The organism is Hydrogenophaga sp. L99 (assembly GCF_058731905.1).
In genome coordinates this window covers 1250849-1275396 of sequence record NZ_CM178972.1, presented here as the reverse complement: position 1 = coordinate 1275396, position 24548 = coordinate 1250849, and the positions used below count along the sequence as shown (strand labels likewise).

Below are 24548 nucleotides of genomic sequence, written 5' to 3'. Positions count from 1 at the left end.
TGGCCCGATTACCGCAACAAAACGATGTTGCGGTAGCCCAGGCGGATCAGCCCCTGGTCCTGAAAGCGCTGCAGCTGCTGGTTGACGCGCTGGCGCGACGCATTGGCCGCTTGTGCCAAGTCGGCCTGACTCACCCGCAGCTGCAGCCCATCGGCCACCGCCACACTGTTGTACTTGGCAATGCGCTCCAGCGCAGCCCACACACGTTGCCGCAGGCTGTGCATGCCCTGATCGGCCAAGGTGTCAAACAACTGGTTGATCCGCAAACCCAGAATCCGCAAGAGGTCGACCGCCACGGCGGCATCCCGGCTGATCAGGTCGACCATTCCCGCCCGCTCCACATGCAGAACCTGGCTGGGGCCTGCAGAAACCAGATCGGCTGGGTAGGTGGTTTCAGCAAAGACCGAGCTCAAGCCCGATATCTCGCCCGGCAGCATCCAGCGCAGCAATTGCTCCTCACCTTCAGGGGTCGTGACGCTGACGCGCAGGCGCCCCTTGATGAGCAGCAGCGCCGTGGCGGTCGATTGCCCCCGGCTCAGCAACACCTGTCCTTCGGTCCAATTCCGAAGCACGCCCACGCTTTTCAGAGCCTGGGTGGAGCGCGGCGTCAGCGCCGACTTTTCGGCCCACGCTTTCGTGAACAGATCCGCATCCACAGCCTTGAAAGCCGGGGCAGCGACCGGCGAGCGGCTTGAATTCAAAGGGCGGGAAGGCGGCAGGGGCATGGCTTGTCCAGAGGGCCTAAAAAGTAATTTTGAGTGCTTTCCCTTAAATTGTCACATCAGAAACAATTTGCCGGAAGGTTGCGGAATTTAATCCATTTCACACAGCTTGACGCAGATCAAGCCACTACCACCCCATTGGAGACGACATGACCCTTTCAACACCTGGATTCCTTCGCGCCACCCTGGGCGCTGTTGCGCTGAGCTTGGGCGCCAGCGCCATGGCGCAAACCGAAACCTTGCGCATTCAAGACTACCCCGGCCTGGGCAACATGATTGTTCGGGTGGCAGCGGCCAACGGCTATTGCGAGAAGAACGGTCTCAAGTGCGAGCTCAAGACCATTCCCTCGGGCCCACTCGGCATTCAGACCCTGATGGCGGGCGACATCGACATCGCGTTCGGCCCGGCCGAGGTGGTGATCCAGGCGGCCAACAAGGGCGCAGACCTGAAGATCATTGGCAACGCGGCGCGCGACAACATTTTCTTTTTGATGGCCGGTGCCCACACCGAAACACCCAATGCGGCCAAGGGCTACCCCGCTGTGATGGCCGACCTGAAGGGCAAGAAAATCGGCGTGACAGCCCGTGGCTCCGGCGCTGAATTTCAGTTGCTCGACCTGCTCAAAGGCGCTGGCATGACGGGCAGCGACGTGACCATCGTGCCCGTCGGAGCACCCAACACCGCCCTGCCCGCCATCGCCAACAAACAGGTCGATGCGGTCATGCTGTTCGCCCCCATGGACGGCTTTTGTGCGGCCATGAAAGTGTGCCGCGTGATCGTGGATCCGCGCAAAGGCGAAGGCCCCGACGCGATCACCAACCTCAACGGCGCCTCAGGGCCAATGACGGTGCGCGGCGAGTTTGCGCAAAAGAAAGGCGCCACGCTCGACGCCTTTGCCAAAGCCATGCGCGAGGCAGAAGCCTTCGCCCAGAACCCAGCCAACTTTGCTGCCGTGCTCAAGGTGATCAACGACACCTTCAAGATCGAAGGTCCCGCCGGTGCGGCCGCGATTGAAGCCTCCTTGCGCAATTCGATCAGCGGTGTGCGCTTCTCGCTGGACAGCAAGGCACTGCAGCACGCGGCTGACTACCTGCACAACACCCAGCAGATCGACAAGAAGTTTGACACCAGCAAAGTCTTGCAACTGCGCTGAACGCTCCACCCACAGCCCCACCGAACGACTGCATGAGCGGAGCAACCGAATTGAGCGCTACGACCCTGGCCATCGCCGCCGACGGCGTGCACCTGAGCTTTGATGGCACCAACCAGGTGCTTTCAGATGTCTCGCTGCACGTCCGCCAAGGCGAGTTTGTTTCGCTGGTGGGTCCCAGCGGCTGTGGCAAAACCACGCTGCTGAACCTGGCTGCTGGCCTGGTGCCGCACACCGGCAAGGGCGGCCTGCAGGTGGGCGGACAAGCGCCGCGCCAGGGCAACCCGCAGGTGGGCTACATGCTGGCCCGCGACAGCCTGCTGCCCTGGAAAACGGCGCTGGGCAACGCGATGTTTGGCATGGAGGTGCGCGGCGTGCCGCGTGCCCAAGCCGAGGAACGCGCCCGCAGCATGCTGCAGGAAGTGGGGCTGGCCGGGTTCGAGAAAACCTTGCCCAAGGCCCTGTCGCACGGCATGCGCCAGCGTGTGGCCCTGGCACGCACCTTTGCCATGGGCTCGCCGCTGCTGCTGATGGACGAACCCTTTGGGGCACTGGATGCACAAACCAAGCTGCAGCTCGAAGACCTTCTGTTGAGGCTGTGTCAGCAACACCAGCAGTCGGTGCTGTTCGTCACACACGACCTCTCGGAAGCGGTGGCCGTGTCCGACCGGGTGGTCGTCATGACGTCGCGCCCGGGCCGCATCGTGGCCGATATCGCCATCGACCTGCCCCGCCCGCGGTCCATCCGCGAGCTGCAAAAAGACCCGCACTTCCATGAGCTGTATGCACAGCTCTGGTCACACCTGGAATCTGGCTGGAGCAAACATGAAGGCTGAAACCATGCGCTGGGGCGCAGCCCACATCGTGTTCATTGCCGCGCTGCTGGCGCTGGGCGAATGGTTCACCGTCAAGGGCTGGCTCAACCCCACGTTTGTGGGCCAACCGAGCGGGGTGCTCAAGTTCCTGTGGGACAACATCGCCACCGGCAAGCTCTGGACCGACATGGGCTGGACCATGGCGGGCACCCTGATCTCGTTTGTCCTGGGCAGCAGCGCAGCCATGGCGGTGGGCCTGCTGTTCGTGGCGTTCCCGCATGTCGAAAAATTCCTCGACCCGTATCTGAACGCCATGAACGTGATGCCCCGCATCGCGCTGGCGCCGCTGTTCATCCTGTGGTTCGGTCTCGGGCTGGGTTCCAAGATCGCGGTGGGGTGCAGCCTGACGTTCTTCATCGTGCTCTCCAGCACCGTGGCGGGCATCCGCGGCGTCAGCCAGGACCACGTGACGCTGTGCAAAACGCTGGGCGCCAGCGCCGTGACCACCTTCTTTCAGGTGACCCTGCCCGGCGCGGTGCCGGTGATTTTCACAGCGGCCCAGCGCGGTTGAACCCGAGCCATCCCACAACATGAGCTCCATCCGTTCTACCGATCTGGCCGACCACGACCTGGCCGCCTTGCAGGAGGCCCGGGACTTGCTGGGCCGTGCCCGCCAGGCCGCCACCGTGCTCGCAGGCTGGACGCCCGAGGAGGCCAAGCACGTGGCCAAAACCGTGGCCGCCGCGTTGTTACCGCGTGCCGCGTTTTATGCCGAGTGGGCGGTGCGTGAAAGCCGCATCGGCAAAGTGGCCGACAAGATCGCCAAAAACGAGCTCGCCTGCACGCTCACCCCCAGCGCCTGGGACAACGTGGCCCTGGGCGGTGTGCGCCGCAACGACGCCCTGCGCCTGGTCGAGATTGGACGGCCTGCGGGTGTGGTGGTGGGGTTGTCCAACTCCACCTCGCCCGTGGCCACCATCATCTTCAAATCCATCATGTGCCTGATGACCCGCAACGCACTGGTCATTTCGCCCCACCCGGTGGCGCTGGGTTGCTGTACCGAAGTGGTGCGCGAACTGCAGGCGGCGATTGAGCAAGCCGGCGGGCCCGCCCACGCGCTGCAAATTTTGACGCGCCCCACGGTGGAAGCCACCAGCGCACTCATGCGAGACCCGCGCACAGACGTGATTCTGGCCACCGGCGGCACACCCATGGTGCGCGCTGCCTACAGCTCGGGCAACCCCGCCATTGGCGTGGGTTCCGGCAACGTCCCCATTTATGTGGATGCCAGTGCCGACCTGGACGCCGCTGCACCGCTCATCGTCACAGCCAAAAACTTCGATCACGGCAGTCCCTGCTCGGCCCCGTCGGTGCTGATGCTGCACGCCAGCATTGCGCCGCAGATGCAGCAAGCCCTGGCGCGCCAGGGCGCTCACATCTGCACCGAGCAAGAAGCCTTGCAGATCCAGCAATACGCTTTTCCCGGCGGCAAGTTCAACGGCAAGGTGGTGGGCCGCCCCGCGCACGAGATTGCGCAGGCCGCCGGTGTGCAGGTGCCCACTGGCTGTGAAGCGCTGGTGTGCTTGGTGACCAACCCACAGGCCGGCCACGCGCTGCTGCGGGAAAAACTCTCCCCCATCCTGGCCTGCGTGGTCGTGGACGACATCAAGCAGGCGATTGGCGTCGCCCAGTCGATGCTGCAGCACAGCGGCTCGGGTCATACCTCGGGCATCCATACGGCGTCACCCGAACAAGCGGTGTACTGGGGTGCAGCGCTTGACTACTACCGCGTGGTCGTCAACGGCAGCACGGTGCACGACAGCACCGGCGCCAACACCGGCCTGCCCTACACCTTCACCATCGGCACCGGCTACGCGGGCAAAAGCTCGGTGGACTGCAACGTTGGGCCCGAACTGCTGGTGAACTGGAAACGCGTGGCGTTTCCCCTGCCCGGTGGCTGGGCCGGCGCCATGACGCCGGTGGCCGCCCCGGCCGCCGCCACCACCGTCCAGCTCAACACCCTCACGCCTGAGCTCCAGGCCATGGTCCTGCGCATCGTGCAGGAAGAACTCGAACACCTTCGCTGAGAAACCGCCATGTCCACTTTGCGCAGCTACATTTTTCTGGACCGCTTGCAGCCACAACTCATGTGTCTGCTGGGGTCTACCGCCCGCGGTTTTCTGCCGCGCCACAACGATGCCGCCATGGTGATCGAAGTGGCGCCCGGCATGGACATCGAATGGCTGACCGACATCGCGCTGAAGCACGACAACGTCAAGCCCGGCAACCTGGTGGTCGAGCGCCAGTTTGGTTACCTGGAGTTCCACGGCCAGTCCTCCTCGTCCGTCAAGTCGGCTGGTGCGGCCGTGCTCGAAGCCATGGGGGTGAGCGAGAAAGACGTGCTCAAGCCTGAGATCCTCGCGTCCAAGGTGATCGATCGGGTGGACGGCTACCACGCGTTTCTGATCAACCGCAGCAAGTCCGGCAGCATGCTGCTGCCCGGCGAGTCGCTCTACATCATGGAAATGACGACCTCGTCCTACGCGCTGCTGGTGGCCAACGAGGCCGAAAAGTCGGCCAACGTGAAGCTGATCGACTGCCGCTTTATGGGGCCTGCGGGTCGCCTGTATTTGTCGGGCAATGCGTCCGATGTGCGCGCCGCCGCCGCCGTGGCCGAGGCCGTGATCCGCGATGCCGGAGGTACCGCATGAGCACCGAGGCCCTGCGTGCGCAGATCCGGGCGCAGTTGCGCACCGCGTTGAGCGCTTCACAGAGCACGCCCGCTACCGACCATGCGGTGGCCGCCCTGATGCGGCGTTTCGAAGCCGGTTATGAGGCCGTGAGCGCCGAGGCCATCGTGGCCTGCTTTGCGCCCGACGTGGTGTGGAGTCTGCCCGACGCTCGCGTCCTGCGCGGTCGCGCGGCCTGCCTCGCGTTTTTGAAAGAGCGCTTTGCCAGCCCCGCTGGACCGAAGTTTTCGGATTCGCACATGAACGTGCTGGGCCAGACGGTGGTGCAAAACTACAAGGTCAGTGTGCCGCTGCCCGGTGGTCAGATGGGCACGTTTGACGGCACCGACGTGTACCAGATCCGCGACGGCCTGATTGCCCGCAAAGACGCTTACTGGAAACAAGTCGGTGCGGCCAAGCCGGCTGCGCCAGCGGCCCCTGCCCCCTCGAACGCCCCCTCGAACGCCCCCTCAGCGCCGGCTGGCGTGGTGGTGCCCTTGCGTGTGGGCACGGCTGCACAAGCCACCGCGCTGACCGAACTGTTCAAGCGCCTGGCCGCCAGCCCGGCCTTGCTGCAAGCGGCGCAAACCGGTTTGCTGCGCTTTGACATGCGGGTGGACGAAGCGGCGGTGAAGGCCGTGGCCGCCACAGGCGCATCGGCCATGGCCGCCACCACCGCCATCGATCCGGCCGCGTGCTGCCCCTCGTGCAAAGACGGCAAGGCCTGCGATTGCCCAGACGCGCATGGCGATGAGCCCGTACACAAGTCTGCCCAGACCGTGCCGGAACTCAAGGGGGTGATTGGCGAAAAGCTGGTCAAGACCCTGGCGCCTGGCGTGAAGCAGGTGCGATTGAACCCGAAGGCGGTGATGGCCCCCTTGGGCAAAGAAGCCTTGCGCAAGCGCGGCATCACCATTGACCGAGGAGCTGCACCATGAAAACCGGAACCGTGATTGGCCGCATTGTGGCGAGCAAACGCCTGCCCGAGTTGCCCGCCGGCGCCCTGCTGGAGGTGCAACTCGACTACCCCAAAGATGTCGTCGTGTGCTACGACCCCATGGGCTGCGGCATTGGCGAGCGCGTGATGATCACCATCAGCGCACCAGCGGCCTGGTGGTTCGCGCCGGCCCACCCGCGCGTGGTGGCCGACGCGCTGATCATCGCTTCGCTCGACGGCTACGACACCCCTACGCCGATGCGTTGACGCAGCGGCAGATGTTCCCCTCACCCCTTCCCTTAACCCTTTCTTTTTTCAACCCATCAAGGAGACTCACATGTCACAAGCCATCGGAATGATCGAAACCAAAGGTTATGTTGCTGCTTTCGCGGCGGCCGACGCCATGGTCAAAGCTGCCAACGTCAACATCGTTGGCAAAAAAGAAGTCGGCGGCGGCCTGGTCGCCATCATCGTTTCGGGTGACGTGGGTGCTGTGAAGGCCGCCACCGAAGCCGGTGCAGAAGCCGCTGGCGCCATTGGTGAGGTGGTGTCCTGCCACGTCATTCCGCGCCCACACGCCGACGTGCAAAAAGCCTTTGACGGCAACTGATCCGCGAACGTCCACAAGGAGGCCGCATGGCCACAAGCAAAAATGCCGCTGCACCCGCCAAACCGGCGGCCGAGCTTCGGGTCTACCTGACGCTCACCGACCTGCAACGCCAGTTTTCGTCGTGGATGAGTTCGCCCTTGGGCGCGCGAGGCTACGTGGCGATGCAAGGCACCCATTCGCTACTGGTGGAAATTGCCCCCGGGCTGTCCATCCAGCGGGTGATTGACCTCGCCCTGAAAGCAGAGCCCAGCCTGGAGCCCGGCATCCTCGCTGTCGAGCGGCAGTTTGGCGTGCTGGAATTGCACAGCAACGACAGCGCAGCCCTGGAGCGTGCGGGCCAGGTCATCCTTGACTGGATGGGCGCCAAGGCCGAAGACCAGTTGCGCCCACAACTGCTTTACAGCGACATTCTGGAAAATGTGACCGATCAGCACGCCGTGCTGATGAACCGCACCCGCCAGGCCAGCATGGTGCTGCCAGGACAAAACCTCTTGCTCATGGAAGTGGCCCCGGCTTTGTTTGGCGCCCACATGGCCAACGAAGCCGAGAAAATTGCACCCGACGTGACGTTGGTCGAGTGCAGCATGATCGGCGCCAGTGGCCGCATGTACCTGAGCGGCAGCATGGCCTCCCTGACCCAGGCCAAAAACCATGTCGAAAAGCTGCTGGGCGAGATTCCGGGCCGCTGACATGGCCTTGAACTAGGGCACCGGGCGCGGCGTGCGCGTGCGCCCGGTGCACCTGGTCGGGGCGGCACGGCACTAAACCGATGCGACAGCCGACCGTCCAGATACCCCTGGGCTTTCCAGCACAATCTGTGGCTTCAACAGTTTGTCTCCACTGGAAACCACCATGAAACGACTCGACGGAAAGATCAGCCTCATCACCGGCGCAGCACAGGGCATTGGCCTGGCCACCGCCCTCAAATTTGCGCGCGAAGGCGCCGTCGTCATCGTCTGCGACGTGAAGCAAACGGCCGTGGACGACGCCGTGAAGCAGTGCGAGGCCCTCGGCGCCCAGGCCGTTGGGTTTGTGATGGACGTGACACAGCGCACCATGGTGGACGCGGTGGTGGCGCAGGTGCTGGAGCGCTTTGACCGCGTGGACGTGCTGGTCAACAACGCGGGCATTACCCAAGATGCGCGCCTGCAAAAAATGACACTGGAGCAGTTTGACCGGGTGATTGATGTCAACCTGCGCGGCGTGTTCCACTGCGCTCAGGCCGTGGCCGACTGCATGACCGCGCAAGGCAGCGGCGTCATTCTCAATGCGTCGTCCGTGGTGGGTATCTATGGCAACTTTGGCCAGACCAACTACGCCGCCGCGAAGTTCGGCGTGATTGGTTTCACCAAGACCTGGAGCCGCGAACTGGGGCCCAAAGGCGTTCGCGTGAACGCGGTGGCACCAGGCTTTATCGCCACGCCCATCCTCAGCACCATTCCTGAAAAAGTCATCAGCGAGATGGAACACCGCGTGCCGCTGCGCCGCCTGGGCCAGCCCGAAGAAATCGCCAATGTTTACGCCTTTCTGGCCAGCGACGAGGCCAGCTACATCAACGGCGCCGTGATCGAGGTCTCAGGCGGCATGTCGGTCTGACCGTCACAGGGCGCACGCAACGATGCCGGGAAGCCGGGCGCGGGATAATGTACTTTTTGGGGGTTCAACCGTCCGTGCGGCAAAGGCCGGCGGCCGCCTCTGCTTCAGCCAGCCGCCTACGCTCACCGCCACCCCATGCAATCTGCCCCCCAGCCTGAAAACGAAACCGAGCGCCTGGCCAAACTGGTGAGTTTCGGTGTGCTTGACACGCTGCCGCAAAAGGCATTTGACGACATCACGGCCCTGGCCTCTTCCATTTGCGGCACACCCGTGGCACTGATTTCACTCATCGACAAAGACCGCCAGTGGTTCAAGTCAAGGGTCGGCCTGGGTGCCACACAGACCGGTCGAGAAATGGCTTTTTGCTCGCATGCCATCCTCACACCCGAAGAGGTGCTGGTAGTCGAGGACGCGACTTGCGACGTGCGCTTCCACGACAACCCGCTGGTGCAAGGCACGCCGGACATCCGCTTTTATGCCGGCGCACCGATCGTCACCGACGACGGCTTCGCCCTCGGCACCGTGTGTGTCATCGACCAGCAGGCGCGCCAACTCAGCGGGCCACAAGCCGACGCACTCCGAGCGCTGTCCAGACTGGTGGTGACGCTGCTGGAGCACGAAAAGGCCCGCCAGCAGGAAGCCTTGCGCGAGGAAGAGGAAAACCGGCTGCGCAACCAGGCCCTGATGGCCATGGCCGTCTCGGGACTCGACCTGATGGCCTACATCGACAATCAGGGCGTGTACCAGGACGTCAACCAGACCTACCTGGACTACTGGGGTTGCGCGCGCGAAGCCGTCATTGGTCAGACCGTGCGCGAGCGGGTGGGCGAAGCGCTGTACCGCACGCTCATTGAGGACAAGCTCCAGCAAGCATTTGCCGGAACAGAGGTCTTTTATGAGCACACCGCCCACTTCACCGCACGCGGCGCCAGGCACCTCGAGGTGTCTTTGTTGCCTGTGCGCAATGCCACCGGCGAGGTGTTGGGGGTGGTGATGCGCGGCCACGACATACACGCGCTGAAACAGCAAGAAGTGCAACTGCAACAGACGGTGGGCATGTTGAAGGAAAAAACGCTGGAGCAAGAGCGTTACATCCACATGATCTCGCACGACCTGCGCGAACCCATCAACTCCATCAACAACTTCACATCGCTGCTGGTGCAAGACCACACCGGCGACTTGCCCATCCATGCCCAGCGCCACCTCGGTTTCGTGCACGCCGGCGGGGAACGCATGCGGACCCTGCTCGACGATCTGCTGCACTTCGTCCAGCTTGAAAAGCAGGTCATCGTCCCAGCCAGTATCGATCTGAACCACCTGCTCGCCGAGCTGCAGGACGACTTGTCTGCCGCCCTGGAGCGCTCAGGCGGCACCCTCACTTGCGCCGAACTGCCCACGGTCCAAGGCGATGCCTCACTGCTGCGCGTAGCGCTGCAAAACCTGGTGACCAACGCACTCAAGTTCGCACGCCAAGGCGTGCCGCCAGCGGTCCACATCAGCGCCATGGAGTCCGCTGGCTTCCTGGCGTTGCGTGTGACAGACAACGGCATTGGCATACCCGCCGAGCAGTTTGAACGCATCTTCGACCTGTTCAAAAGACTGCACACCCGCAAGCAATACGCCGGCACCGGACTGGGTCTGTCCATCTGCCGCCGCATCGCCGAACTGCACGGTGGCGGCGTTACCGTCAGTTCGGAAACAGGCGCAGGAAGCTGTTTCACACTCACACTTTCCCGCAAGCCGACCCCACCCGAAGGAACGCCCTATGAAAACCGTTGAACGCTTCATCCTGGTGGACGACAACGAGGCCGACAACGTCTACCACGAGATCATGATCCGCAAGGCGGGCTTTGCAGGCGAGGTGCTGGTGTTTGAAACCGGGGTCGACGCGCTGACGTTTTTGCAAACCGACACGCTGGATCAAGCCACCTGCATTTTTCTGGACATCAACATGCCCATGCTGGACGGCTTTGAGGTGGCCGAACGCGCGACCCCGATGATCGCGGGCAAGCCCACCGTGTTGCTGGTCATGCTCACCTCGTCCGGCTCCCCGCTGGACCGCCAGCGGGCTGACGAGATGCCGGTGATCCGGGGCTATGTCACCAAACCTCTGGCCGTAGCCATGGTCCAGAAACTCCTGGCCACCGGCATCTGATCCGCTCACCTCCGTGGCTTGGCAGCCACCGATAACCACGCCTATGCCACCCGAGCCCAGCACCGAACCCGCAGCGCCAAACCGACCGGCTTCGCGGGCAGACCTCTTCCTGTCGTTCACCTGGCTGGCCCTGCAAGGGTTTGGTGGGGTGCTGGCGGTGGTGCAGCGCGAACTGGTGGAAAAAAAGCGCTGGATGACGCGCGAGCAGTTCATTGAAGACTGGGCCGTGGCCCAGATCATGCCGGGGCCCAATGTGGTCAACCTCTCGCTGATGATCGGCGGGCGCTATTTCGGGCTGTCGGGCGCGCTGGTTGCGCTGGCGGGCATGCTGGCGGCGCCGCTGGTCGTGGTGCTCGTGCTTGCTGCCCTTTACGGCAGCGTGGCCGAGACCGCGGTGGCGCAGAACGCCCTGCGCGGCATGGGCGCCGTCGCTGCGGGTCTGATCACCGCCACCGGCATCAAGCTGATCGGGGCGCTGGACAAAAACGCCATGGGCATGGGACTGTGCATCGCGTTGGCAGCGCTCACGTTTGTGGCCATTGCGCTGCTCCGCTGGCCCTTGCTGTGGGTGCTGCTGGGCATTGGCGGTGGGGCTTGTCTGTGGGCCTACCGAGTGGTGGGCGCGGCGCCTGCCCACAGGGCAAACCGCCCATGAGCATGGCGCCCACACTGCCCAACTGGGTGGACCTGTTCGGCCACTTCGCCTCGCTGTCGCTGCTGGCTGTGGGGGGCGCCATCACCACCGCACCCGACATGCACCGCTACCTGGTGCACCAAAACGCCTGGCTGAGCGACGCCCAGTTCAGCTCGTCCATCGCTTTGTCGCAAGCTGCGCCAGGGCCCAACGTGCTGTTTGTGGCCCTGCTGGGGTGGAACGTCGGGCTCAATGCGGGCGGTGGCCCAGGCGGTGGCGCAGTGGCCTGGGCACTGGCCCTGTTGGGCGTGCTGGTAACCATGGTGGCCATCATGCTGCCGTCTTCGGTATTGACCTACACCGCCACACGCTGGGCACACCGCAACCGCGAGGTGCGCGCCGTGCGGGCCTTCAAGACCGGCATGGCACCTATCGTCATTGCGCTGCTGATCGCCACCGGCTGGTTGCTGACCGGCTCACACGACCACCCCACACGCGACTGGCGGCTGTGGCTGCTCACCGCTGTCGTCACGCTGCTGGTGTGGCGCACCAAAATGCACCTGTTGTGGCTGATTGGTGCCGGTGGCCTGCTGGGCGCCCTGGGCTGGGTTTGAGCCACACTTGATGGGTTTCTGGGCGGTATCACACCACACCCTGCAACGTGCAGCGCTCGTGGCTCAGCGCGGGTTCTCGAAGAACACCGCGTTGGTGTAATCGCTGATCTCGAAATACACCTTCTTTTCCCCGGGGTCTGCCAGCATGTTCAGGTTTTCGTCCAGCACACCGTAGCCAAATCGGTAAGCACGGGGCTTGCCATCGTCGGTGCCCAGCGCGGTGCTGATCTTGTCAATCTTCAGAAAACGGCGCACCAGTTTGTCACCGGCGTACACCTCCAGCACGCCGTTCGCACCAGTCCAGTTCTGAATTTCTCGGCCCAGCTTGTTTTGCTGCTCTTGGGTACAAGCGGCCAGCAGCGTGGTGGCCAGCGCAAGCGCCAACATGCGCACCCGGTCATGTTTCATGGTCGTCATCTGGGAATAAATGCAAGGCTCAGGTGCGCTGGCGGAGCGCTTCGTACAAGCACACCCCGCTGGCCACCGACACGTTGAGGCTCTCCACCGCGCCATGCATGGGGATGCTCACCAGCTCGTCGCAGGTCTTGCGGGTGAGCTGGCGCATGCCCTCGCCTTCGGCGCCCAGCACCAGCGCCGTTGGGCCTTTCAAATCGACCTGGTACAGCGTCTTCGGTGCGTCGTCGCTGGTTCCAATGATCCAGATGTTGCGCTCCTTGAGCTCGTTCAGGGTACGAGCCAGGTTGGTCACCATGAAATACGGCATGGTCTCGGCCGCGCCGCTGGCCACTTTGGCCACGGTGGCGTTGATGCCCGCCGCGTGGTCTTTGGGCGCAATCACGGCGTGCGCGCCGGCACCATCGGCCACGCGCAAACAGGCACCCAGGTTGTGCGGATCGGTGATTCCGTCCAGCACCAGCAGCAGCGGCACCGTGCCCTCGGCTTCCAGCTTTTCCAGCAACTCATCGAGAGAATGCACCTGCGCCAGCGCTTCCACACGCGCGGCCACGCCTTGGTGCCCATGGCTGCCGGCAAGTTTGGCGAGGCGCAGACCGTCGGCCTCGATCAGCCGCACCCCGGCTTCACGGGCGCGGTCCAGAAACTGGCGCATGCGCATGTCGCGCCGCGTTGGCTCGTAATAAATTTCAACGACAGATTTCGGCGCGGTTTTGAGACGCACGCCCACGGCGTGAAAGCCGAAGAGCACTTTGTGTGAGGACATGACGAGATTATCGCCGCCCGGCCAACGCCGCCGGTTCCGGGCTTCAGTCCATGGCGGCTTCGGCCACCACCTGCCCTGCTTCAATGGTGATGCAGTGCTCGCAGCGCTGCGCAATGGCGCGGTCGTGCGTCACCAGCACCAGCGTCGTGCCCAGTTCGCGGTTGAGCTCAAACATCAGCTCCATGATCTTGCCTCCGGTGGCAAAGTCCAGGCTGCCGGTGGGTTCGTCGGCGAGCAACACGGCCGGCTTCACCACAAAAGCCCGGGCCAGTGCCACGCGCTGCTGCTCGCCGCCCGAAAGCACTTTGGGGTAGCTGCCCAGCCGTTCGCCCAGGCCCACGCGCTGCAGCATGGCGGCAGCCATAGCCCGTGCATCGCGCCGGCCCGCCAGCTCCAGCGGCAGCATCACATTTTCCAGCGCTGTCAAATTGCCCAGCAGCTGAAAGCTCTGAAACACAAACCCGACCTTCTGGGCGCGCAGTGCAGCACGCTGGTCCTCGTTCATGGCAAACAAATCAACACCATCGATGTGAACTGTGCCGCTGCTGGGCGTGTCCAACCCCGCAATGATGGACAGCAAGGTGCTCTTACCCGAGCCGGAGGCGCCCACGATGGCGGCGGTTTCCCCTTTGTTCAGGGTGAAATCGATATCGCGCAAAATGGTCAAAGATCCCGTGGAGTCGGTCACCGACTTGAACACGTGCTGTACAGCAATCATCACATCGGGCATGGAAGGACTTTTCAAGTTGAATCGACGTCACTTTAACGCGCTGGCCCTGCTGGCCAGCTCAATGGGGTTTTCAGGCACAGCCCTGGCGCAGTCAGCGGCACATGCGGCTGGCGCCAAAACGCCTACTGCGCCCCTCGTACTGGTGGTCGGTGATTCGCTCAGCGCCGAATACGGCCTCAGGCGCGGCACCGGCTGGGTGGCCCTGCTAGAACAACAACTGAGCCAAGAAAAAGTGCGCGCCCAGATCGTGAACGCCAGCATCAGTGGCGACACCACGTCGGGCGGGCGCTCCCGCTTGCCCGCCTTGTTGAAACAACATAAACCCGCGGTGGTGGTGATTGAACTGGGGGGCAACGACGCCTTGCGCGGCCTGCCGCTGAACATGACGCGCGACAACCTGGCCCACATGGCCCGCATCGCGCGCGAGTCGGGTGCGCGCGTGCTGTTGCTGGGCATGGAAATGCCACCCAACTATGGGGCCACCTACGGCCGGGAATTCCGTGAGATCTTCACGACCGTAGCGCAAACGGAAAAAGCGGCCTTGGTGCCATTTTTTCTGAAAGGGGTGGGTGACTTGAAAGACCCGACCCAGCTGTTCCAGGCCGATCGCATCCACCCCAACGAAGCCGCACAACCCATCATGCGAGACAACGTGTGGCCCGAACTGCGCAAGCTGCTGCCCAAACGATAATCGTGCATGCCTGTTCAAACCCTGCCTGCCTGCGACGCCCTGACCCGCCTCGCCGATTTCGACACCATCATTGACGCCCGCACCGAGGACGAATACGCCCTTGACCACGTGCCCGGCGCCATCAACTGGCCGACGCTCAACAACGCCGAGCGCATCACCATCGGAACGATGTACAAGCAGGTCAATGCGTTTGAGGCCAAAAAACGCGGCGCAGCGCTCTCGGCGCGCAACATCGCAGGCCACATCGAGCGCGATGTGCTCGACAAACCCCGCCAGTGGAAGCCCCTGGTGTACTGCTGGCGCGGCGGCAACCGCAGCGGCGCACTGGCCACCATTCTGGGCGCCATTGGCTTTCAGGTGACGCTGATTGAAGGGGGCTACAAGGCCTGGCGCGCAGCGCTGGTAGACGACATTCCCCGCCTGGCACAGCGCCTGCATTACCGCGTGGTGTGCGGGCCCACAGGCAGCGGCAAAACGCGCCTTCTGCACGCCCTGGCCGCTCAAGGTGCTCAGGTGCTCGACCTGGAAGCCCTGGCCAACCACCGCAGTTCGGTGCTGGGCCACATTCCCGGCGTGGAGCAACCCAGCCAGAAACGCTTTGACAGCCTGATCTGGGACGCGCTGCGCCAGTTGGACCCGGGGCGCCCGGTGTTCGTGGAAAGTGAAAGCAAGAAGGTGGGTAACGTGCGCGTACCCGATGCCCTGATCGACGCCATGCGCCAAAGCCCTTGCATTGACCTGCAACTGTCAGACGCAGAACGGGTGGCGCTGCTGCTGGAAGATTACGATTTCTTCGTGACCGACAGCGATCACTTTTGCCGCCGCCTGGAGGCGCTGACGGAGTTGCGGGGCAAGGCGGTGGTGGGCGGCTGGATCGAACAGGTGCAAGCGGGTCAGACGCCCGCCGTGGTGCTGGCGTTGCTGACCCAACACTACGACCCGATGTACGCGCAGTCGATTTCGCGCAATTTCGCCCAGTTTGCTCAAGCGAGCCGCTGTGTGCTGCCCCATCGCTCTGCGGCTGCGCTGGCCTTCGCAGCTAGCCAACTCATTGCCAGCGAAACAGAAGCCGCTGAACACTGAGCGCCCGTACCGAAGCAGGGGCGCTCACACTTGGCGTCACGCAGGGTTGGCAGACCCCTCGCCGGCTGCCGGCGTTGAATCTGCAGCACCGGCGTCATCTGCGCCCTGGCCTTCGGGCGTATCGGGATCGATGTAAGGCTTGCCAGCGGCCTTGGCCTTCAGCTTCTCTTCTTTCTTCTTCTTTTTCGCGAGTTCACGCTGGCGTTTTTCGTATCCGTAATTGGGAGTAGCCAAAGCAGTCTTTCTGGTCGGTAGTTAAGGGGTGAGGGTCAGGAAATAAATGGCGCAACGAAATGGCGCAACCGGTCAGGCAAACAGGGCCGGCAGGGCTTGGGCCAGATCGGCTCGCAAGTCGTCCACAGCCTCCAGGCCGACCGCAAAGCGTACCAGACCGCCGGCATGCGGCCATCGCGTGGTGCGGATGGCTGGCACATCATAAGGCGCACACAGGCTGATGGGGCCGGCCCAACTCCAGCCGAGCTTGAACAGCTTGAGGCTGTCGCAAAAGGCGTCAATCTGGCGCTGGGCAATGCCGGGTTCAAACACCACACTGAACAAGCAAGCGGCGGCCTCGGCGTCACGCTGCCAAACCGCATGGCCGGGCGAACCTGACAAAGCCGGGTGCAACACCTGCGCCACGCCGGGTTGTCCCTGCATCCAGCTGGCCAGCTCACGCGTGGCGGTATCTTGCGCGGCGTAACGCAGCGCCATGGTGCTCAGGCCGCGCAGCACCAGTTCCACATCGTTGCCACTCACGCCCAGGCCCAGGCGCATGTGCGTCATCAGTACCTGCTGGTGCAGAGTTTCGTCGCGTGTCACGACGGAGCCCATCAGCACGTCGGCACCACCGCTGGGGTATTTGGTCAGGGCCTGCATCGACACGTCAACACCCATGTCGAACGCGTTGAACGCAATGCCAGCGCCCCATGTGTTGTCCAGCGCGGTCAACACAGCACGGGCTGAGGGCTCACGCGCTGCGTTGGCTTGTTTCACCACGGCCACCAGCGCAGGCAGGTCGGGGTATTCGAGAGTGATAGACCCCGCAGCCTCCAGCCACACCAGCCGGGTGGCAGTGCTGATCTTGGCCGCTAGGTCGGCCGGATTTTGCGGGTCGTAATAGCGGTGCGTGATGCCCCAGGCAGACAGCTCCGCAGTGGCAAATGCCTTGTTGGGACCGTATGCATTGTCAGGAATCAGCAGCTCGTCACCCTGACGCAGAAAAGCCATGTCAACCAGCGCCACCGCCGAAAGGCCGCTGGGCACCAACACACAAAACAGTCCCCCCTCCACCGTGGCAATGCGTTCCTCGAGAATGAACGAGGTGGGCGTGCCATGCAGCCCATAGGTGTAGCCGCTCTTGTCTTTCCACTCTTGCGTGCGCAGCGCTTGCACATTGGGAAAAATGACCGTGGAGGCCTTGTGCACACCCGGCGCTACCGCCTCAAAGCCTTCCGGTGGCCGGTAAGGATGGTGGATCAGGCGCGTAGCGAGGTCGCTCATTCAGCTCAGAGCTTCCATTTTTCGAGCAATTGCGCTGGACGCATTGCGTCGTAGCTCTCGAATGGCTGGTGAATCCACGGATTGGTGGGCAGGTACTCGACCGAATAATCGGGCGTGAAGGTGGACAGCTCTTTGGTCCAGATCACGGCACTGCGCAGCTCGGTGATAGGCGCGTAGTTGTTTTTCAACAAGCCAATCACCGCTTTGAGCGTGTGGCCAGAATCCGCGAGGTCGTCCACCAGCAACACCTTGCCCGCGATTTCGCCCTTGGGTGTGGTGATGTAGCGCGCAATGTCCAGCTCACCCTGCACCTTGCCGGCTTCGGCGCGGTAAGAGCTGGTGGACATGATCGCCAGCGGCTTGTCAAAAATGCGCGACAGGATGTCGCCTGGACGCATACCACCGCGTGCCAGGCACAAGATGGTGTCGAACTCCCAACCCGACTGGTACACCTTCAGCGCCAGCTTCTCAATCAGGTTGTGGTACTCGTCGTAGGAAACGTAAAGGTGTTTTCCGTCTTCGGTCAGCATGCAAGCTCCGGGTGGAATAGTGTTTTTGAATTCTGCACGAAACGGCTGCCAGCGGTCATCAGGCGTGGTACGGGTGGCGAATCAGAATCGTGTGGTCGCGATCGGGACTGGTGGACACCACATGAATGGGCACACCCGTGGTTTCCTGAATGCGGTCCAGGTAGCGCTGGGCGTTGAGTGGCAGCTTGTCGTACTGCGTCACCCCCACCGAAGAATCCGTCCAGCCCGGCAGGGTCTCGTAAATGGGGGTACAGCGTGCAATGTCGTCGGCACCCATGGGCAAGATATCGATGGTCTCGCCATCCAGCTCATAACCCGTGCACAGCTTCAGTTCGGTCAGGCCATCCAGCACATCCAGCTTGGTGATGCACAAGCCCGTGAGACCGTTGACTTGCGCGGAGCGCTTGAGCAAAGCGGCGTCAAACCACCCGCAACGGCGCGCGCGCCCGGTGGTGGTGCCCCGCTCGGCACCCACCGTGGACATGTGCCAGCCCGGCGTGCCTTCCTTGTCCCATTCCAGCTCGGTCGGGAACGGACCGCCGCCGACGCGCGTGCAATAGGCCTTGGTGATGCCCAAGACATAGTGCAACAGGCCCGGGCCTACACCGGCACCCGCCGCCGCATTGCCCGCTACACAGTTGCTGGATGTGACGAACGGGTAGGTGCCATGGTCGATATCGAGCAAGGTACCCTGCGCGCCTTCAAACAACAGATTGACGCCGGCCTGGTGAGCCGCATTGAGTTCGCGCGAGACGTCAGCAATCATGGGTTTGAGCAGCTCGGCCTGTGCCATGGCTTCGGCGTAAACCGGCTCAAACTGGATCTCGCCGTCCTTCATGTAGGCGGCAATTTTTTCGTCCCACGCCATGCCTGCCGAGCCCAGATGCGTGGTCAGCAGGTGGTTGTGCAGGTCAAGCAACTCGCGCAACTTGGTGGCAAAACGCTCAGGGTATTTCAGGTCTTGCACACGCAGTGCACGGCGGGCAATCTTGTCTTCGTAGGCCGGGCCAATGCCGCGGCCGGTGGTACCGATCTTGGCCGTTCCAGCCTTTTCTTTCGCCGCTTCGCGCGCGATGTCAATGGCGGCGTGGAAAGGCAAGATCAACGGACAAGCTTCGCTCACGCGCAAACGCGAACGCACTTCAACGCCGGCTTTCTCAAGCCCAGCAATTTCTTCGAACAACTTGCCCACCGACAACACCACACCGTTGCCGATGTAGCACTTGACGCCAGCCCGCATGATGCCGCTGGGGATCAGGTGCAGAGCGGTCTTCACACCATTGATCACCAATGTGTGGCCGGCGTTGTGCCCGCCTTGAAAGCGCACAACGCCTTGTGCCGTTTCGGTCAGCCAGTCAACCAGCTTGCCCTTGCCCTCGTCACCCCATTGGGTGCCAACCACGACCACGTTGCGCCCAGGTACGGCGGCGCTGTTGCTGCTTTTCATCATTTGCGGGTTTCCATTTCAATGTTCCGGACGGTCCATGCGTTTGCACGAGCGGGGTCTTGTACCAACTCGCGGTCGCAGTGAAATTCATCAACTTCTTGTTCGTGGCCGGGCAGGACGCACACCACGGTGTGCCCCTGCGAGCGCAAGGCAGCAACGGCCTCCCGCAAGCTGGTGTCCATACCCCAAGGCGCGCGAACTGCAGCGACCAAGGCACGGGGGGACACCGCCGAGACCAACTCTTTCAGGTCCAGACTGAAGCCCACAGCGGGGCGCTTGCGGCCAAAAACCGCACCCACTTCGTCGTAGCGCCCGCCACGGGCGAGTTCAACCGATTGACCCGCACGTCCTTGCTGGCCCGAGGCAAACAAGGCGAAACGCATGCCGGTGTAATAGGCGTATCCCCGCAAATCGGCGAGGTCAATGGACACGTCAAGCCCTTGCGCATGCGAAGCGAGCCAACGCAAGTTGTCGAGTGCCGCATGCAGCTCGGCTGTGGGCTGGAGCACTTGCCGCGCCTCATCCAGCACGGACAAATCACCAAACAAACGCGGCAACGCGCACAAATCGTGGCGCACAGCAGTGGGCAAATCGCGGGCCAGTGCGTCCAGTTCAGCCACATCTTTGGCGGCCAGGGCGGCGTGTATGCGCAGCACCTTGGCTGCACTCAGCCGCACCGGCGACAACACGGCATCAATCACCCGGACATCCGCCATGTCGAGCTGCAAACGGCCTACACCAGCAGAGCTCAGGCAGGCCTGCGCCAATTCGATGATCTCGAGATCGGCCTCAAGACCGGCGTGGCCATAGATTTCGGCGCCAAACTGCAACGGTTCGCGGCTGGCAAGCGGACGTTCAATGCGCGTGTGCACCACCGGTCCGCAATAGCTCAACCGTGCAACCCCTTGGCGGTTGAGCAAGTGCGCATCAATGCGAGCAACCTGGGGCGTACTGTCGGCGCGCAAACCGAGGGTGCGCCCCGACAACTGGTCAACCAGTTTGAAGGTTTGCAAATCGAGCGCTTCACCGGTCCCCGTGAGCAGGGATTCGAGGTGCTCAAGCAGGGGCGGCATGACCAGCTCGTAGCCGTAGCCACGCGCTGTGTCCAGTAAACCCCGGCGGAGTTCTTCGATGTGACGGGCCTCGGAAGGCAAGACATCGGCAATGTGATCCGGGAGGACCCAGGCAGACATGGGCATTTTCAGGAGCTGTTAAAACCGTGATTTTACCGGCCCCGCAAGGCGCTTCCCCGCGCGGCTCGGGCGGACGATGGCAAATCACGAAATTGAGGCAGAAATGCCTCGGTGTTTGAGGAGCAGGTCAGCCCAGCGACCACCACAGCAGCAAGCCACCGCCGAGTGTCATCAGGCCGAAAAACCGAAGCTGCCCGTCCCGCAGCTTCAGCATTTCACTGAACGTGCGGCGCCAGACCGACGGAGCCACCAAAGGAAGCAACCCTTCAAAAATGAGCACCAGCGCCACCGCCACCGCCAGCCAGAGTGTCTCTGACGGTGGCCAGGTCATCAGCGGGCCAGGTTGCTACCGCGCATGCCCTTGAAGAATTCAGATGACGGATCGATGACCATCACGTCCGACTTGCCGGCAAAGCTGGACTTGTAGGCTTCCAGACTGCGGTAAAACTGGGCAAACGCAGGGTCGCGGCCAAAGGCATCCGAAAAAGACGCCGCAGCTTTGGCGTCGCCTTCACCCTTGATGAGCTGGGCCGCACGATAAGCCTCGGACACGATCACTTCGCGCTGGCGGTCGGCATCAGCACGGATTTTTTCACCTTCAGCAAAACCGGTCGAACGCAGTTCGTTGGCCACCCGCTTGCGCTCGGCTTCCATCCGCTGGTAGACGGATGCCGTGATGCTTTCAGCGTAATCGACTCGCGTGATGCGCACATCGACCACGTCCATGCCCCAAGGCTTGTCCGGGCTACTCACGGCGTTCAGCACCTCTCGCTTCACGTCGTCCATGAGTTGCTCCCGACGGGTCGAAAGCAGTTCGTTCAAGGTGCGCTTGTTGACTTCTTCCTGGAACGAGTTGCGCACCACCCGGTTAAGTTGCAAAGCGCCTGCACTTTCGTTGATACCGACGTTGCGGATGTAAGCCTGAGGGTCGCTGATGCGCCAACGCACATACCAGTCGATCACAACGCGCTGCTTTTCGGCCGTCAGGGATGGCTCGGTGTCGGTGCTTTCCAGCGTCAGCAGACGCTTGTCGATGTACGACACGTTTTGAAACGGTGGCGGCAGCTTGAAGTTGAGCCCTGGCTCGGTCACAACCTGCTTGATTTGCCCGAGTTGAAAGACCACGCCAAATTGGCGCTGATCCACAACAAACAGCATGGAACTGGCGATGGCCAAGGCCACCAGCACAGACGTGATGAAAAAACCCAGTTTATTCATGTTGATTGCTCTCTTGTCGCTTGGGTTAACGTCTTGACTCAGCGACTTTCACGCTCACGCGAGCGCGCAGCGTTGGTGCTAGGAGCCGGTGCCGGGCTGGTCGTCAGCGGAACGGACGACGTCGGTGCGGCTGCGCCGGGTTGTGCCGTCTGGGCGGTCATTTGCATGATCTTGTCCAAAGGCAAATACAGCAAGTTGGAGCCGGCCTTGGTATCCACCAACACCTTGGTGACGTTGGAATAGATTTCCTGCATGGCGTCCGTGTACATGCGCTCGCGGGTCACCTGTGGTGCTTTCTGGTACTCGGCCAGCACCGAGCGGAAACGTTGCGAATCACCTTCTGCCTGCGCCACGATGCGGGCACGGTAGCCTTCGGCTTCTTCCGTCAATCGCGATGCAGCACCACGAGCCCGTGGCACCACGTCATTGGCGTAGGCCTCGGCTTCATTCTTGGCTCGCTCGCGCTCTTGCCCGGCCTTGAGTACATCGTCGAACGAAGCCTGCACTTGCTCGGGTGGGCGCACACCGCCCTGCTGGAGGTTGATACCCACCACCTCAATACCCACCTTGTAGCGGTCAAGAATGGTCTGCATCAACACCCGAACGCGAGGCGCAATCTGGTCGCGCTCCTCAGCCAGCGCCGCGTCCATTTTCATCTTGCCGATCACTTCGCGAACCGCGGTTTCGGCGGCTTTCACCACCGACGCGTCCGGGTCACGACTCTCGAACAGAAATGCACGGGCATCGTTCAATCGGTATTGCACGGCAAACTTGATCTCGACAATGTTTTGATCAATCGTCAGCATGGCCGAATCGCGCAGGCCCGTCGCCGGCAACACCGTGTCCCGCCCAACGTCAACCGAGCGGATCTGGGTGACAAAAACCGTCTCATGGCGCTGGATCGGAAACGGCAAACGCCAGTTAAAACCCGCACCCACCGAGCTGTGGTACTTGCCGAACTGGGTGATGACAGCCTGCTGACCTTCTTGCACGATGAAGAAACCCGTGCCCAACCACACCAGCGCAGCAACACCTGCAACCAAGCCAACGCCGATGCCTGTGCTCTTGGGGCTGGGGTTAAAACCGGGCATGCCGCCGCCACCAGAGCCACCGCCACCGCCCTTGCCGCCCAGCAGGCCGCCGAGCTTGCGGTTGAAGTCACGCCACAGCTCGTCCAGGTCTGGTGGCCCTTGGTTGGGGCCCTGTGCCTTGGGCGGTCGTTGTTCGCGGGGCGGTTGACGCCCTTCGTCTTCACGACCCGCTTCAGGCTCCTTTGGGGCACCGCCGTCACCGTCTCCACGGCCCCAGCGAGGATCGTTCAAATTGAACATGCCGAGCAACGCGCGCACTGCCCCGCGACCAGAACCCAGCAGGCTACCGGTGTTGCGCAAATCGCGAGAAGAATTATTCAGGTTCACGTCCATGTGTTACCAACTTTTATACGAAACAAAACCACCACATTGTGCCCAATCAGGGCAGCGTATTTTCGGTACCGTCCAACGACCCTTGAACATCCGGGTACATGTCAACGGCCTGGGTCAGCACCCGCTCGGCAAGCATGCCGCGCAATTCGGCGAGACCCTGCCCACTGCGAGCGCTCACATAGATACGAGGCACCGACTGTCCGTCCAGTTCCATCAAATCCACCAAAGCCGACGGAATCGTTGCAGGATCCATCGCATCCAGTTTGTTGAACACCAGAATTTGCGGGATGTGGTCTGCACCGATGTCTTTCAGCACGCCCATCACCGAGGCAATTTGCTCAGGATGTGCAGGGTTTGACGCATCCACCACGTGCAGCAACAGGTCGGCATCGACGGCTTCTTGGAGCGTGGCCGCAAACGCATCCACCAACCCGTGTGGCAGGTCGCGAATGAAACCCACCGTGTCAGACAATGACACCGAGCGCTCCGCCTCGCCCAGGTAGAGCTGGCGCGTCGTCGTATCCAGCGTGGCAAACAACTGGTCTGCCGCATAGGCGCGCGCCTTCACCAACCCGTTGAAGAGCGACGACTTTCCAGCGTTGGTGTAGCCCACCAGAGAGATGTTGAACGCGTCACGGCGTTCGCGTTGTCGGCGCTGGGTGGCGCGCTGTTTTTTCACCTTGCCCAAGCGCTCTTTGGTGCGCTTGATGGCTTCACTGATCAATCGGCGGTCCAACTCAATCTGTTTTTCACCTGGGCCACCACGCATACCGATACCACCGCTCTGGCGCTCCAGGTGAGACCAGCGGCGCACGAGACGGGTAGAGAGGTACTGCAAACGGGCCAGTTCAACCTGCAGTTTTCCTTCATGGCTGCGGGCACGCTGGGCAAAAATCTCGAGAATGAGCAGCGTGCGGTCGTTCACCGGAATGCCCAAGTGCCGCTCAAGGTTGCGTTGCTGCGCCGGGCTCAACGCCTGGTCGAACAGGACTTCGGATGCACCCGTGGCCTGCGCCAGCAATTTGATTTCATCGGCCTTGCCCGAACCCACGAACAGCGCTGGATCGGGCGCCCGGCGTTTGCAGCTGACACGATCGGCGACGGTGTAACCCGCCGTTTGAGCCAACAGTCCCAGCTCTTCGAGCTCTCCGTCAAAGTGGGGAAGGCCGAAGTCAACGCCCACCAAAATAACCGAGGGCGCAGCAGAATTCGAGGGGGAGGAATTCAAATCAGTCAAGCTGGATGCAGTGGCGGCGTTTGACCGCCACTGTACGCAGCACGAGGTCTGGCGACATCAGGGACCGATTCAGGTGGCCGCAGGCTCGTCCGGAGCGGCGGCAGAAAACTGCACAGGGCGGCCAGGCACGATCGTGGAGATGGCGTGCTTGTACACCATCTGGGTCACGGTGTTGCGCAACAGCACCACGTACTGGTCAAAAGATTCAATCTGACCCTGAAGCTTGATGCCGTTGACCAGGTAGATCGAAACAGGAACGTGTTCCCGGCGAAGCTGGTTCAGGAAGGGATCTTGCAAGAGTTGGCCTTTGTTATTGCTCACGATATGTTCCGTGTTCAAATGAAGTTGATAA

30 protein-coding genes are annotated in these 24548 nt (G+C 62.4%); 16 read left to right on the top strand and 14 right to left on the bottom strand.

The genetic code is table 11. From position 1 onward, the window contains the following. Window positions 1–8 precede the first annotated feature (8 nt). Window positions 9–725, bottom strand: a complete 717-nt coding sequence (locus AC4QBL_RS06065; RefSeq protein WP_472906388.1) for a Crp/Fnr family transcriptional regulator — start codon at window positions 723–725, stop codon at window positions 9–11. A gap of 146 nt (window positions 726–871) precedes the next feature. On the opposite strand from AC4QBL_RS06065, the gene AC4QBL_RS06060 reads away from it, so the two are divergent. From AC4QBL_RS06060 to AC4QBL_RS05995, 14 genes are all read left to right on the top strand, one after another. Next, complete coding sequence (locus AC4QBL_RS06060; protein WP_472899147.1) at window positions 872–1876, top strand: ABC transporter substrate-binding protein; 1005 nt, start codon at window positions 872–874, stop codon at window positions 1874–1876. Window positions 1877–1908: 32 nt separating this feature from the next. Next, the gene (locus tag AC4QBL_RS06055) at window positions 1909–2709 is read left to right on the top strand and encodes an ABC transporter ATP-binding protein (protein ID WP_472899146.1); all 801 of its coding nucleotides are present in this window, start codon (window positions 1909–1911) and stop codon (window positions 2707–2709) included. Beyond that, the gene (locus AC4QBL_RS06050; RefSeq protein WP_492131639.1) at window positions 2699–3259 is read left to right on the top strand and encodes an ABC transporter permease; all 561 of its coding nucleotides are present in this window, start codon (window positions 2699–2701) and stop codon (window positions 3257–3259) included. The genes AC4QBL_RS06055 and AC4QBL_RS06050 overlap by 11 nt, the downstream gene beginning before the upstream one ends. A 19-nt stretch (window positions 3260–3278) precedes the next feature. After that, on the top strand, window positions 3279–4775 hold the full coding sequence (locus tag AC4QBL_RS06045; protein WP_472906390.1) for an aldehyde dehydrogenase family protein: 1497 nt from the start codon (window positions 3279–3281) through the stop codon (window positions 4773–4775). A gap of 9 nt (window positions 4776–4784) precedes the next feature. Then, on the top strand, window positions 4785–5399 hold the full coding sequence (locus tag AC4QBL_RS06040; RefSeq protein WP_472899142.1) for a BMC domain-containing protein: 615 nt from the start codon (window positions 4785–4787) through the stop codon (window positions 5397–5399). Beyond that, a complete protein-coding gene (locus tag AC4QBL_RS06035; protein WP_472906391.1) occupies window positions 5396–6355 on the top strand; it encodes a nuclear transport factor 2 family protein in 960 nt (319 codons plus the stop codon). The genes AC4QBL_RS06040 and AC4QBL_RS06035 overlap by 4 nt, the downstream gene beginning before the upstream one ends. Continuing rightward, the gene (locus AC4QBL_RS06030; RefSeq protein WP_472906392.1) at window positions 6352–6621 is read left to right on the top strand and encodes a EutN/CcmL family microcompartment protein; all 270 of its coding nucleotides are present in this window, start codon (window positions 6352–6354) and stop codon (window positions 6619–6621) included. Before AC4QBL_RS06035 ends, AC4QBL_RS06030 begins: the two co-directional genes overlap by 4 nt. Before the next feature lie 70 nt (window positions 6622–6691). Next, window positions 6692–6964: a BMC domain-containing protein gene (locus AC4QBL_RS06025; RefSeq protein WP_053168996.1), complete on the top strand. Its 273-nt coding sequence runs from the start codon at window positions 6692–6694 to the stop codon at window positions 6962–6964. Between the two features lie 26 nt (window positions 6965–6990). Continuing rightward, a complete protein-coding gene (locus AC4QBL_RS06020) occupies window positions 6991–7653 on the top strand; it encodes a microcompartment protein (RefSeq protein ID WP_472906393.1) in 663 nt (220 codons plus the stop codon). A gap of 163 nt (window positions 7654–7816) precedes the next feature. After that, a complete protein-coding gene (fabG, locus tag AC4QBL_RS06015) occupies window positions 7817–8560 on the top strand; it encodes a 3-oxoacyl-ACP reductase FabG (RefSeq protein ID WP_472899139.1) in 744 nt (247 codons plus the stop codon). A 135-nt stretch (window positions 8561–8695) separates the two neighbouring features. Beyond that, window positions 8696–10339 carry a sensor histidine kinase gene (locus AC4QBL_RS06010; RefSeq protein WP_472906394.1) on the top strand — a complete coding sequence of 548 codons (1644 nt, stop codon included), beginning with the start codon at window positions 8696–8698 and terminating at the stop codon, window positions 10337–10339. Next, window positions 10326–10715 (top strand): response regulator, encoded by a 390-nt coding sequence (locus AC4QBL_RS06005; protein ID WP_472906395.1) that lies wholly within the window; start codon window positions 10326–10328, stop codon window positions 10713–10715. Before AC4QBL_RS06010 ends, AC4QBL_RS06005 begins: the two co-directional genes overlap by 14 nt. Before the next feature lie 43 nt (window positions 10716–10758). Beyond that, a complete protein-coding gene (locus AC4QBL_RS06000) occupies window positions 10759–11370 on the top strand; it encodes a chromate transporter (RefSeq protein ID WP_472899136.1) in 612 nt (203 codons plus the stop codon). Continuing rightward, a complete protein-coding gene (locus AC4QBL_RS05995) occupies window positions 11367–11963 on the top strand; it encodes a chromate transporter (protein WP_472899135.1) in 597 nt (198 codons plus the stop codon). The genes AC4QBL_RS06000 and AC4QBL_RS05995 overlap by 4 nt, the downstream gene beginning before the upstream one ends. Window positions 11964–12026: 63 nt before the next feature. On the opposite strand, the gene AC4QBL_RS05990 is transcribed toward AC4QBL_RS05995, so the two are convergent. From AC4QBL_RS05990 to AC4QBL_RS05980, 3 genes are read right to left on the bottom strand one after another with little or no spacing between them, the layout of a single operon-like run. Then, window positions 12027–12371, bottom strand: coding sequence for a hypothetical protein (locus AC4QBL_RS05990; RefSeq protein WP_472899134.1), 345 nt, complete (start codon window positions 12369–12371; stop codon window positions 12027–12029). 28 nt (window positions 12372–12399) lie between these two features. After that, window positions 12400–13143, bottom strand: coding sequence for a 23S rRNA (guanosine(2251)-2'-O)-methyltransferase RlmB (gene rlmB / locus AC4QBL_RS05985; RefSeq protein WP_472899133.1), 744 nt, complete (start codon window positions 13141–13143; stop codon window positions 12400–12402). Window positions 13144–13186: 43 nt separating this feature from the next. Continuing rightward, a complete protein-coding gene (locus AC4QBL_RS05980) occupies window positions 13187–13873 on the bottom strand; it encodes an ABC transporter ATP-binding protein (RefSeq protein WP_472906396.1) in 687 nt (228 codons plus the stop codon). Here AC4QBL_RS05980 and AC4QBL_RS05975 point away from each other — a divergent pair. Together AC4QBL_RS05975 and mnmH are read left to right on the top strand one after the other, a co-directional pair. Continuing rightward, on the top strand, window positions 13872–14564 hold the full coding sequence (locus AC4QBL_RS05975) for an arylesterase (RefSeq protein WP_472906397.1): 693 nt from the start codon (window positions 13872–13874) through the stop codon (window positions 14562–14564). The two genes, AC4QBL_RS05980 and AC4QBL_RS05975, sit on opposite strands and share 2 nt — an antisense overlap. Before the next feature lie 6 nt (window positions 14565–14570). Next, complete coding sequence (gene mnmH, locus AC4QBL_RS05970) at window positions 14571–15647, top strand: tRNA 2-selenouridine(34) synthase MnmH (RefSeq protein WP_472899130.1); 1077 nt, start codon at window positions 14571–14573, stop codon at window positions 15645–15647. Window positions 15648–15683: 36 nt separating this feature from the next. On the opposite strand, the gene AC4QBL_RS05965 is transcribed toward mnmH, so the two are convergent. The 10 genes from AC4QBL_RS05965 to hfq form a co-directional block, all read right to left on the bottom strand. Beyond that, a complete protein-coding gene (locus AC4QBL_RS05965; protein WP_472906398.1) occupies window positions 15684–15881 on the bottom strand; it encodes a hypothetical protein in 198 nt (65 codons plus the stop codon). A 72-nt stretch (window positions 15882–15953) separates the two neighbouring features. Next, the gene (locus tag AC4QBL_RS05960) at window positions 15954–17147 is read right to left on the bottom strand and encodes a PLP-dependent transferase (protein ID WP_472906399.1); all 1194 of its coding nucleotides are present in this window, start codon (window positions 17145–17147) and stop codon (window positions 15954–15956) included. 5 nt (window positions 17148–17152) lie between these two features. Further along, entirely contained in the window at window positions 17153–17677 is a 525-nt protein-coding gene (locus tag AC4QBL_RS05955) for a phosphoribosyltransferase (protein WP_472899127.1), read from the bottom strand. A gap of 58 nt (window positions 17678–17735) precedes the next feature. Further along, the gene (locus AC4QBL_RS05950) at window positions 17736–19124 is read right to left on the bottom strand and encodes an adenylosuccinate synthase (protein ID WP_472899299.1); all 1389 of its coding nucleotides are present in this window, start codon (window positions 19122–19124) and stop codon (window positions 17736–17738) included. After that, window positions 19124–20317 carry an ATP phosphoribosyltransferase regulatory subunit gene (locus AC4QBL_RS05945; protein ID WP_472906400.1) on the bottom strand — a complete coding sequence of 398 codons (1194 nt, stop codon included), beginning with the start codon at window positions 20315–20317 and terminating at the stop codon, window positions 19124–19126. The genes AC4QBL_RS05950 and AC4QBL_RS05945 overlap by 1 nt, the downstream gene beginning before the upstream one ends. A 127-nt stretch (window positions 20318–20444) precedes the next feature. Then, a complete protein-coding gene (locus AC4QBL_RS05940) occupies window positions 20445–20648 on the bottom strand; it encodes a DUF2065 domain-containing protein (RefSeq protein WP_472906401.1) in 204 nt (67 codons plus the stop codon). Then, complete coding sequence (gene hflC / locus AC4QBL_RS05935) at window positions 20648–21535, bottom strand: protease modulator HflC (RefSeq protein ID WP_472906402.1); 888 nt, start codon at window positions 21533–21535, stop codon at window positions 20648–20650. Before hflC ends, AC4QBL_RS05940 begins: the two co-directional genes overlap by 1 nt. Before the next feature lie 38 nt (window positions 21536–21573). Beyond that, entirely contained in the window at window positions 21574–22866 is a 1293-nt protein-coding gene (gene hflK, locus AC4QBL_RS05930; RefSeq protein ID WP_472899298.1) for an FtsH protease activity modulator HflK, read from the bottom strand. A gap of 139 nt (window positions 22867–23005) precedes the next feature. Continuing rightward, the gene (hflX, locus tag AC4QBL_RS05925; protein ID WP_472906403.1) at window positions 23006–24196 is read right to left on the bottom strand and encodes a GTPase HflX; all 1191 of its coding nucleotides are present in this window, start codon (window positions 24194–24196) and stop codon (window positions 23006–23008) included. Between the two features lie 69 nt (window positions 24197–24265). Beyond that, window positions 24266–24535, bottom strand: a complete 270-nt coding sequence (gene hfq, locus AC4QBL_RS05920) for an RNA chaperone Hfq (RefSeq protein ID WP_472899123.1) — start codon at window positions 24533–24535, stop codon at window positions 24266–24268. Window positions 24536–24548 lie beyond the last annotated feature (13 nt).

Excerpts from the sequence above, each read along its gene's own strand:
- AC4QBL_RS05975 (WP_472906397.1), top strand. The coding sequence starts at position 13,872 with ATGGAAGGACTTTTCAAGTTGAATCGACGTCACTTTAACGCGCTGGCC.
- AC4QBL_RS06020 (WP_472906393.1), top strand. The coding sequence starts at position 6,991 with ATGGCCACAAGCAAAAATGCCGCTGCACCCGCCAAACCGGCGGCCGAG.
- AC4QBL_RS06025 (WP_053168996.1), top strand. The coding sequence starts at position 6,692 with ATGTCACAAGCCATCGGAATGATCGAAACCAAAGGTTATGTTGCTGCT.
- AC4QBL_RS06040 (WP_472899142.1), top strand. The coding sequence starts at position 4,785 with ATGTCCACTTTGCGCAGCTACATTTTTCTGGACCGCTTGCAGCCACAA.
- rlmB (WP_472899133.1), bottom strand. The coding sequence starts at position 13,143 with ATGTCCTCACACAAAGTGCTCTTCGGCTTTCACGCCGTGGGCGTGCGT.
- fabG (WP_472899139.1), top strand. The coding sequence starts at position 7,817 with ATGAAACGACTCGACGGAAAGATCAGCCTCATCACCGGCGCAGCACAG.
- AC4QBL_RS05950 (WP_472899299.1), bottom strand. The coding sequence starts at position 19,124 with ATGAAAAGCAGCAACAGCGCCGCCGTACCTGGGCGCAACGTGGTCGTG.
- hflC (WP_472906402.1), bottom strand. The coding sequence starts at position 21,535 with ATGAATAAACTGGGTTTTTTCATCACGTCTGTGCTGGTGGCCTTGGCC.
- AC4QBL_RS06010 (WP_472906394.1), top strand. The coding sequence starts at position 8,696 with ATGCAATCTGCCCCCCAGCCTGAAAACGAAACCGAGCGCCTGGCCAAA.
- AC4QBL_RS06050 (WP_492131639.1), top strand. The coding sequence starts at position 2,699 with ATGAAGGCTGAAACCATGCGCTGGGGCGCAGCCCACATCGTGTTCATT.
- mnmH (WP_472899130.1), top strand. The coding sequence starts at position 14,571 with ATGCCTGTTCAAACCCTGCCTGCCTGCGACGCCCTGACCCGCCTCGCC.
- AC4QBL_RS06060 (WP_472899147.1), top strand. The coding sequence starts at position 872 with ATGACCCTTTCAACACCTGGATTCCTTCGCGCCACCCTGGGCGCTGTT.
- hflK (WP_472899298.1), bottom strand. The coding sequence starts at position 22,866 with ATGTTCAATTTGAACGATCCTCGCTGGGGCCGTGGAGACGGTGACGGC.
- AC4QBL_RS05995 (WP_472899135.1), top strand. The coding sequence starts at position 11,367 with ATGAGCATGGCGCCCACACTGCCCAACTGGGTGGACCTGTTCGGCCAC.
- AC4QBL_RS05960 (WP_472906399.1), bottom strand. The coding sequence starts at position 17,147 with ATGAGCGACCTCGCTACGCGCCTGATCCACCATCCTTACCGGCCACCG.
- AC4QBL_RS05945 (WP_472906400.1), bottom strand. The coding sequence starts at position 20,317 with ATGTCTGCCTGGGTCCTCCCGGATCACATTGCCGATGTCTTGCCTTCC.
- AC4QBL_RS05980 (WP_472906396.1), bottom strand. The coding sequence starts at position 13,873 with ATGCCCGATGTGATGATTGCTGTACAGCACGTGTTCAAGTCGGTGACC.
- AC4QBL_RS06065 (WP_472906388.1), bottom strand. The coding sequence starts at position 725 with ATGCCCCTGCCGCCTTCCCGCCCTTTGAATTCAAGCCGCTCGCCGGTC.
- AC4QBL_RS05940 (WP_472906401.1), bottom strand. The coding sequence starts at position 20,648 with ATGACCTGGCCACCGTCAGAGACACTCTGGCTGGCGGTGGCGGTGGCG.
- AC4QBL_RS06055 (WP_472899146.1), top strand. The coding sequence starts at position 1,909 with ATGAGCGGAGCAACCGAATTGAGCGCTACGACCCTGGCCATCGCCGCC.
- AC4QBL_RS06000 (WP_472899136.1), top strand. The coding sequence starts at position 10,759 with ATGCCACCCGAGCCCAGCACCGAACCCGCAGCGCCAAACCGACCGGCT.
- AC4QBL_RS05990 (WP_472899134.1), bottom strand. The coding sequence starts at position 12,371 with ATGAAACATGACCGGGTGCGCATGTTGGCGCTTGCGCTGGCCACCACG.
- AC4QBL_RS05955 (WP_472899127.1), bottom strand. The coding sequence starts at position 17,677 with ATGCTGACCGAAGACGGAAAACACCTTTACGTTTCCTACGACGAGTAC.
- AC4QBL_RS06005 (WP_472906395.1), top strand. The coding sequence starts at position 10,326 with ATGAAAACCGTTGAACGCTTCATCCTGGTGGACGACAACGAGGCCGAC.
- AC4QBL_RS06035 (WP_472906391.1), top strand. The coding sequence starts at position 5,396 with ATGAGCACCGAGGCCCTGCGTGCGCAGATCCGGGCGCAGTTGCGCACC.
- AC4QBL_RS06030 (WP_472906392.1), top strand. The coding sequence starts at position 6,352 with ATGAAAACCGGAACCGTGATTGGCCGCATTGTGGCGAGCAAACGCCTG.
- AC4QBL_RS06045 (WP_472906390.1), top strand. The coding sequence starts at position 3,279 with ATGAGCTCCATCCGTTCTACCGATCTGGCCGACCACGACCTGGCCGCC.